This is a genomic window from Streptomyces sp. BR123 (assembly GCF_013401435.1).
In the GTDB taxonomy this organism is placed as follows: domain Bacteria; phylum Actinomycetota; class Actinomycetes; order Streptomycetales; family Streptomycetaceae; genus Streptomyces.
Window position 1 is genome coordinate 22,548 of record NZ_JACBGN010000069.1, and the last position, 6,416, is coordinate 28,963.

Annotated in this window: 6 protein-coding genes; 2 read left to right on the forward strand and 4 right to left on the reverse strand. The window is 70.4% G+C overall.

From position 1 onward, the window contains the following. Window positions 1–7: 7 nt before the first annotated feature. Window positions 8–439: a hypothetical protein gene (locus tag HYE82_RS14070; protein ID WP_179174364.1), complete on the forward strand. Its 432-nt coding sequence runs from the start codon at window positions 8–10 to the stop codon at window positions 437–439. A 31-nt stretch (window positions 440–470) separates the two neighbouring features. Here HYE82_RS14070 and HYE82_RS14075 read toward each other — a convergent pair whose 3' ends face one another. Then, on the reverse strand, window positions 471–848 hold the full coding sequence (locus HYE82_RS14075) for an ATP-binding protein (protein ID WP_309144318.1): 378 nt from the start codon (window positions 846–848) through the stop codon (window positions 471–473). 156 nt (window positions 849–1,004) lie between these two features. On the opposite strand from HYE82_RS14075, the gene HYE82_RS14080 reads away from it, so the two are divergent. After that, entirely contained in the window at window positions 1,005–1,829 is an 825-nt protein-coding gene (locus HYE82_RS14080; RefSeq protein ID WP_179174365.1) for a helix-turn-helix transcriptional regulator, read from the forward strand. A gap of 142 nt (window positions 1,830–1,971) precedes the next feature. Here the strand turns inward: HYE82_RS14080 and HYE82_RS14085 are convergent, their stop codons facing one another. The 3 genes from HYE82_RS14085 to HYE82_RS14095 form a co-directional block, all read right to left on the reverse strand. Continuing rightward, window positions 1,972–2,886 (reverse strand): geranyl diphosphate 2-C-methyltransferase, encoded by a 915-nt coding sequence (locus tag HYE82_RS14085; protein WP_179174366.1) that lies wholly within the window; start codon window positions 2,884–2,886, stop codon window positions 1,972–1,974. A gap of 24 nt (window positions 2,887–2,910) precedes the next feature. After that, window positions 2,911–4,308, reverse strand: a complete 1,398-nt coding sequence (locus HYE82_RS14090; RefSeq protein WP_179174367.1) for a family 2 encapsulin nanocompartment cargo protein terpene cyclase — start codon at window positions 4,306–4,308, stop codon at window positions 2,911–2,913. 319 nt (window positions 4,309–4,627) lie between these two features. Next, window positions 4,628–6,040, reverse strand: a complete 1,413-nt coding sequence (locus tag HYE82_RS14095; RefSeq protein ID WP_179174368.1) for a family 2B encapsulin nanocompartment shell protein — start codon at window positions 6,038–6,040, stop codon at window positions 4,628–4,630. Between the last annotated feature and the right edge of the window lie 376 nt (window positions 6,041–6,416).

The window sequence follows — 6,416 nt, forward strand, 5'->3', positions numbered from 1 at the left end:
AGGACGAATGGTGATCACGGTCGTGTCCTTCGGGAACTTCGGCGAACAGACTCGGTTCGACCCCGGCACCGCGGCGCTCGGACCGGTGAGCGGCCGCAGCCTGCCGCTCGACCACGGCGAAATCGCCGGCACCTTCGGTCGGCTCGGTGACACCCTGGCGGTCCTCTACCGGGCCGAGGGAGCACTGCGACTGCTTCTGGGGGACGAGGACATCGCCGTCGTCGACGGCCTTGAGGTGCGCCACGAACGGGGCGAGATCTTCAACAGGCTCACCGTGGGCACCCGTCACCTCGATTACCCGCGTCCGTCAAATGAGTTGGACGTGGACGACATGACGGCTTTCGCGGAGCCGGAGGATTTCGACCTGGGCCTGTTCCTGGCGAATGTCCTGGGTGATCCCGCACGCTGCGACCTGATGTACCGATCGTCCGCGCCGTAGGCGGTGACAGCGAAGGCCGAACGGCTCGCTGTCACTGGCTGTCGAGTTCTGCCCAGACCGTCTTCCAGGGTGCGGGGCCGAGCTCGACTCCCCACCGGTCCGCCAGCTCCGCCACGACCGCCAAGCCCCGGCCTCCCGCCTGCGGGTCGGGCAGCCGGTCCGCTCGCGTGTCGGTCAGCTCGATACGGAGCGTGCGGGCGCCGTCGACGGACAGGCCGAGCCGGAAGTCCCGGCCGGGCACGCGGCCGTGGGAGACGGCGTTGGAGATCAGCTCGGTCAGCACCTGCTCGGCCGTGTCGAACCGAAGGCCCCAGGCACGGAGTTGTTCGACGGCGAGCAACCGGCCGAGACGGGCGCCGCGCGGGGTGGCGGAGAGCTGAAGAACGCATGCAGGAAGTTGTGGAATCACGTCACCCAGCGTGGCCGTACGTGCCTACGCTGAACAGCGACGACGCCTGTGCGTACCGAGACTGTCCGGCCGTTGTCCGGTCTTGTCCTGCCTGTCCGCAAGCCATTTGGGGGTACGGGGCGTTGGGTAGGTCGGGCACGTCGGAAGTGGGGGCGCATGAGCGTGGACAGCGACGGAACGGAAGAGCCGGGCTGGGAGGTCGACCCGGAAGACGAACAGGGCGCGGCAGTCGTCGCCGCAGTCGGCCGCCAGCTGAAGGTCTGGCGGGAGACGGCCGGGCTGCGCGTCTCCGACTTCGCCGCCCGGATGGGGTACGGGGAGGACTTGGTCCGCAAGGTCGAGTCCGGTAGGCGCATTCCCCGCCCGGAATACCTGGACACGGCGGACGAGGTCCTACGGGCCGAGGGCCGCATCGCGTCCATGAAGAAGGACGTCGAGCAGGCCCGCTACCCGAAGCGGGTGCGGGATCTTGCCAAGATGGAGGGGCGGGCGGTAGAGCTCTGCTCCTACGGCAGCCACAACATTCACGGACTGCTGCAAACGGAGCACTACGCCCGCGCGCTATTCGAGATGTGGCAGCCACCTCAAACTCCTGAGGAGGTAGAGCGAGGGATAGCTGGACGCATGGCCCGGCGGACCATCTTCGACCGGGAGCCTGCCCCCGCGCTCAGCTTCATCCAGGAAGAGGTCACCCTTCGGCGCCCAGTCGGCGGTAAGACCGTTATGCGCAGGCAACTGGAGCACCTGCTGGAACTCGGTTCACGGCGGAACGTCACGATCCAGATCATGCCGACTGACCGCGACGAACACGCCGGCATGGGCGGCCTGATCCAGGTACTGAAGTTCGAAGACGGGTCAGCTGTGGGACGCTCAGAGGGGAGGTTTCACGGCCGTCCGGTCTCGTCGTTCCGGGTCGGGCGTCGGGGTCAAGGGTGGCCGCAGGCCATCGCGCAGCGACGCGACCGGAGGGAGCGCCCTTGAGGCCGGCGCCCGGCACGGGATGACACTGGGACTGACGGGCGGCCCCCGGGCACCGTCGCACCCTCGCCCGAGCGCAGCCCGCCCACGCACAGGACCGGACCCGCAGCAGTGCCACGGGCCCGGTCTCTGTCCGCTCCGACCGTCAGACGCGGTCCGCCGCGATCAGGACGTACTGGAACGAGCCGTCCTCGTAGGACTTGATGAACGCCTCCTCGATGCCCGTCACCAGGGAAGACGTGGCGCGCAGCTTCCAGTACGGGAGGGTCTCCGGGGTCAGGTCGATGACCGCCTGGGGGACGAGGCGGTTGTCGGCCATGGCGCGGAGGTACTCCCTCCGGGAGTGGATGTTGCACTCGAAGTGGGCGTTGATCTGCGAGACCCACTTCGACGGCTGCCCGTAGCGGGGGTTCCAGCAGCCGGTGATGGTCACGTAGCGGCCGCCGACCGTGAGGATGCGGGAGTGCTCGGCCATGAGGTCGTGCAGGTCGACGTACATGCTGGACTCGTTGTTCCACGAGGCTGCGGCCTGGCCGGTCTCGAAGGGCATGTCGAGCATGTTGCAGACGCGGGCGCGGACGGAGTCCACGATGCCCAGCTCGCGCGCACGGTTGTTGCCGAAGTCGGCCTGCTTGGCCGACAACGTGACGCCCTCGACCTTGCAGCCGAAGCGCTGGTGGGCCATGACCATGGAGCCGCCGCGGCCGCAGCCGGCGTCGACGAGGAGGTCGTCGCGGCCGATGGCGCCGAGGTTGTCCAGGAGGACGTCGGTCTGGGCGGACTCCAGGCGGTGGAGTTCGGCGATCAGCTTCTTCTCGTACGCGCTGTCTGCCGGGTCCCCGAGGGCCTCGTGGTCGACGGCGCCGATGCCGTAGTGGTGGTGGTAAAGGCCGTCGACGTCGCCGAGGCGCAGGTTCACGGGCCTGGCCTCTTCGTTCCAGTAGCGTGCGATGTCGCCCTGGTAGGGGTTCGCCGGGGCGGGGATGAACGCGGTGGTGGTGGCGGTGGCGGTGGCGGCAGCGGTGGCGGCGGTACCGGCGGGGATGTCGATGCTCGTCATGGGTAAATCCATTCTGCTTACCAATTACCAAAAGTCGGGCAGGGTGTAGCGATAGGTGTTGGTCATGTGCCAGTAGTGGTTGCCGTCGACCCACACGGCCACGCCCCGCAGGAAGCGCGCGACGCGCGGGTCGGGGCAGGCGGCGGCCAGTTCGGCGGAGGCGGCCTCGAACTCGTGCATGAGGTCGTTGTGGACCTCGACGGCCTTCAGGTAGGCGTCCTTGTCGGAGAGGCCCTCGCGTTCGGCGATCACCACCGGCAGGTTCAGGTGCTTGCCGCGGGCGCTGAGCTCCTTGGTGTACGAGTACAGGTCGTTGGAGATGGTGGTGGCGTTCCCCGCGAGCGCGATCACCCGCTGCATGGCGGGCAGGGCGTGCAGGTCCGCCGGGAGTTCGTAACCGCCGACCGTGTCGGTGATGGTGGGGCACGGGCGGAAGTTGTTGAACTGCCGCATCGCCAGGTACTCGGCCACCTCCGGGACGTACTCCGTCTCGGCCCAGGCGGCCTCCGCCAGGTAGCCCATGTGGAGGCGGGCCATGTCGTGGCGGAACCGGTCGGCCTGCGACGGGGTGGCCGCCCGGACGAAGTACTCCATGGCGGAGCGGTAGGAGCGCCGCGGGGCGTCCGACAGGAGCGACTCCGACCACGCCGGCTCGTACTCCTTGGTGGTGTGGACGGGGTCGAGGGCGGTGTGGGCGAGCAGGAGCCTGCCGCCCAGGCCGACCGGCGAGCCGCCGTGGTCCTCGCAGTAGATGTCGTCGACGACGTTCTCGGCGACCATCAGCCGCGTGGCGATCATCAGGTGGTCGACGGTCGGCGCGTCCGGGTGGCAGGCGACCATGTAGCGGCCCACGGAGAAGCCGTCGAACTGGTCCTCCCACTCCGGGGGGTACGCCTGGACCTCGTCCACCGCCCAGCGCTTGATCCGGTGGCTGACCTCCGCGACGCGGGCGGGGTCGGGCTCCGGGACGGGGTGGTAGTAGAGGCCCGGGATCGGCCGGCCCCCCTCCGCCGGGGCGGGCGGCTCCGGCAGAGCGGACACCGCCGCCAGCGCGGGCAGGTCGGGCGCAGCGGGCAGACCCGACGCCGCCGGCATGTCCGCCGGCATGTCCGCCGGAGCCGCCCGGCGCCCGAAGTGCAGGCTCGTCGTGCCCAGGCCGCTGGGGCCGGACAGGATCCGCGCCAACTCCCGGACCGGCACCGGAAACGGCACCGGAAACGGCTCCGGCTCCGACACCGGAACCGGCTCCGCCGACGGTGCCGGCACCGAAACCGCGGCCGCGTCCGCGGCGCGGCCTGCGTACAACAGGGGCGGCCCGGAGGGCAGCCCGGGCCGGCCCGCGGGCGCGCCGCGGCCGCGGCCGTACACCGCGGCGGCGCCAGGCGGGCTCGACTGCAGAGGGGAAGGCCCAGCGTCGGGCATCCGTGTCTCCTTGGTGAGGTGGTGGGACTGTCCCGGGTCCCGGGCGTGCCCGGTCGGCTGTGGACGGGTCCGGGCCGGCCGGTGCCGCCGGGTGAGGACGCGACCGCAGGCGCGGCCCAGGCACGGGCCTGGGCCTGTGCCTGGGCCCAGGCCTAGGCACACGCCCAGGCCCGGGCACACGCCCGGGCACGCGCCCACGCCCACGCCCAGGCACAGGCTCACGCCCAGGCACACGTCCAGGCCGACGCCCAGGCCCAGGCCCAGGCCCGGGACCACGCCCGGGCCCGGGCGGCCCAGAGCTGTGGCCGCGGGTGGGCCCTCAGCCCTGCCTGCGGGCGATCTGTACGTTCTCCAGCACGCCGAGGGCGTCGGGCACCAGGACGGCGGCGGAGTAGTAGGCCGTGACGAGGTAGGAGATGATCGACTTCTCGTCGATGCCCATGAACCGCACCGACAGGCCCGGCTGGTACTCCTCCGGCAGGCCGGTCTGGTGCAGGCCGATGACGCCCTGGTTCTCCTCGCCGGTGCGCATGGCGATGATGGAGCTGGTGTTCTCCTTGCTGATCGGGATCTTGTTGCAAGGGAGGATCGGGACGCCGCGCCAGGCCGGGACGGACTGGCCGCCCAGGTCGACGTGGTCCGGGTAGAGCCCGCGGGCGTTGAACTCGCGGCCGATCGCCGCGATCGTCTTCGGGTGGGCCAGGATGAGCTTGGTGCCGCGGCGGCGGCAGAGCAGCTCGTCCAGGTCGTCGGGGGTGGGCGGGCCGGAGTGGGTCTGGATCCGCTGCTTGAAGTCGGCGTTGTGGAGGAGGCCGAACTCGCGGTTGTTGATCAGCTCGTGCTCCTGGCGCTCGCGCAGCGCCTCGATGGTGAGCCTGAGCTGCTCCTCCGTCTGGTTCATCGGCCCGTTGTAGAGGTCGGCGACCCTCGTGTGGATCCGGAGCACGGTCTGCGCGATGGAGAGCTCGTATTCGCGCGGGTGGAGCTCGTAGTCGACGAAGGTGCTGGGCAGCTCGGTTTCGCCGGTGTGGCCGGACGCCATCGCGATCTCGGCCTCGCCGTGGCGGTTCTGCCGCTGGTGCGGGAGCGCGGTGAAGCGTTCGATGTGGCTGCGCAGAGCCGGCGCCGAGGCCATGACGGCCTCGAAGTCGGAGCGGGAGAGGGTGAGCAGGGTTCCGGAGGTCTCGGCGGTGGCGGTGTAGTCCCAGGTGCCCTGGCCGTCGAGCAGGGCGTGCTCGCCGAACCGGTCGCCGTCGGCGAGGACGGAGACGGCGACCTCGTCGCCGTACTTGCCCTCGCCGGTCTGGCTGATGCGGCCGTGGGCGATCAGGTGGATGCCGCCGGCGGGGGTGCCGCGCTCCACCAGGACCTCGCCGGCGCGGAAGTCGCGCTGGACGCACCGGCCGGCGATCGCGTTCAGCACGTCCATGTCGTCGAAGCCGCGCAGGAGGGCGAGTTCGGTGAGCTCGCGGGGGATCACCCGGACCGCGGCCCCGTCCTGGACGAACTCGATCTGTCCGTCTCCGACCGTGTAGCTCAGCCGGCGGTTCACCCGGTAGGCGCCGCCCTTGGTCTCGACCCAGGGGAGCGTCTTGAGCAGCCAGCGGGAGGTGATCTCCTGCATCTGCGGGGCGGACTTGGTGGTGGTGGCGAGGTTGCGGGCAGCTGCCGTGCTCAGGCTGGATTGCTGCGCGGGTTCCAGCTGCGTCTCGGGGCTGCTGTCAACGGTCATCGACGAGCTCTCCTTCGCAAGGGGCGGTGACCGGCGTGTACCCGCACGTCACCGATGAAAGAGGAGGAAAAAGGGGCGTATATCCGGGAATCCGGTCAGATCCTGGGGAACAGTAACGGGCCGCCGCGCCGACTACGCCCTCCGGAACCGGTGGAGTCCCCCGATACGGTGATCTTGGCTCGGTCGACGTTTACCGACCGATGGCGATTCGGCCGCCGGGCGGCCTGATCACACCCCTCGCTCCCCTTGCGGCTCCCGCTCCCCTTGCGGCTCCCGCTCCCCCTGCAGCCCTCACATCCCTTGCAACCCCTGCGCCCCCAGGGCCGCCTGGCCTCCGAGAACCCCACGACCCCTGGGCCCCCACGGCCCCTTGGCC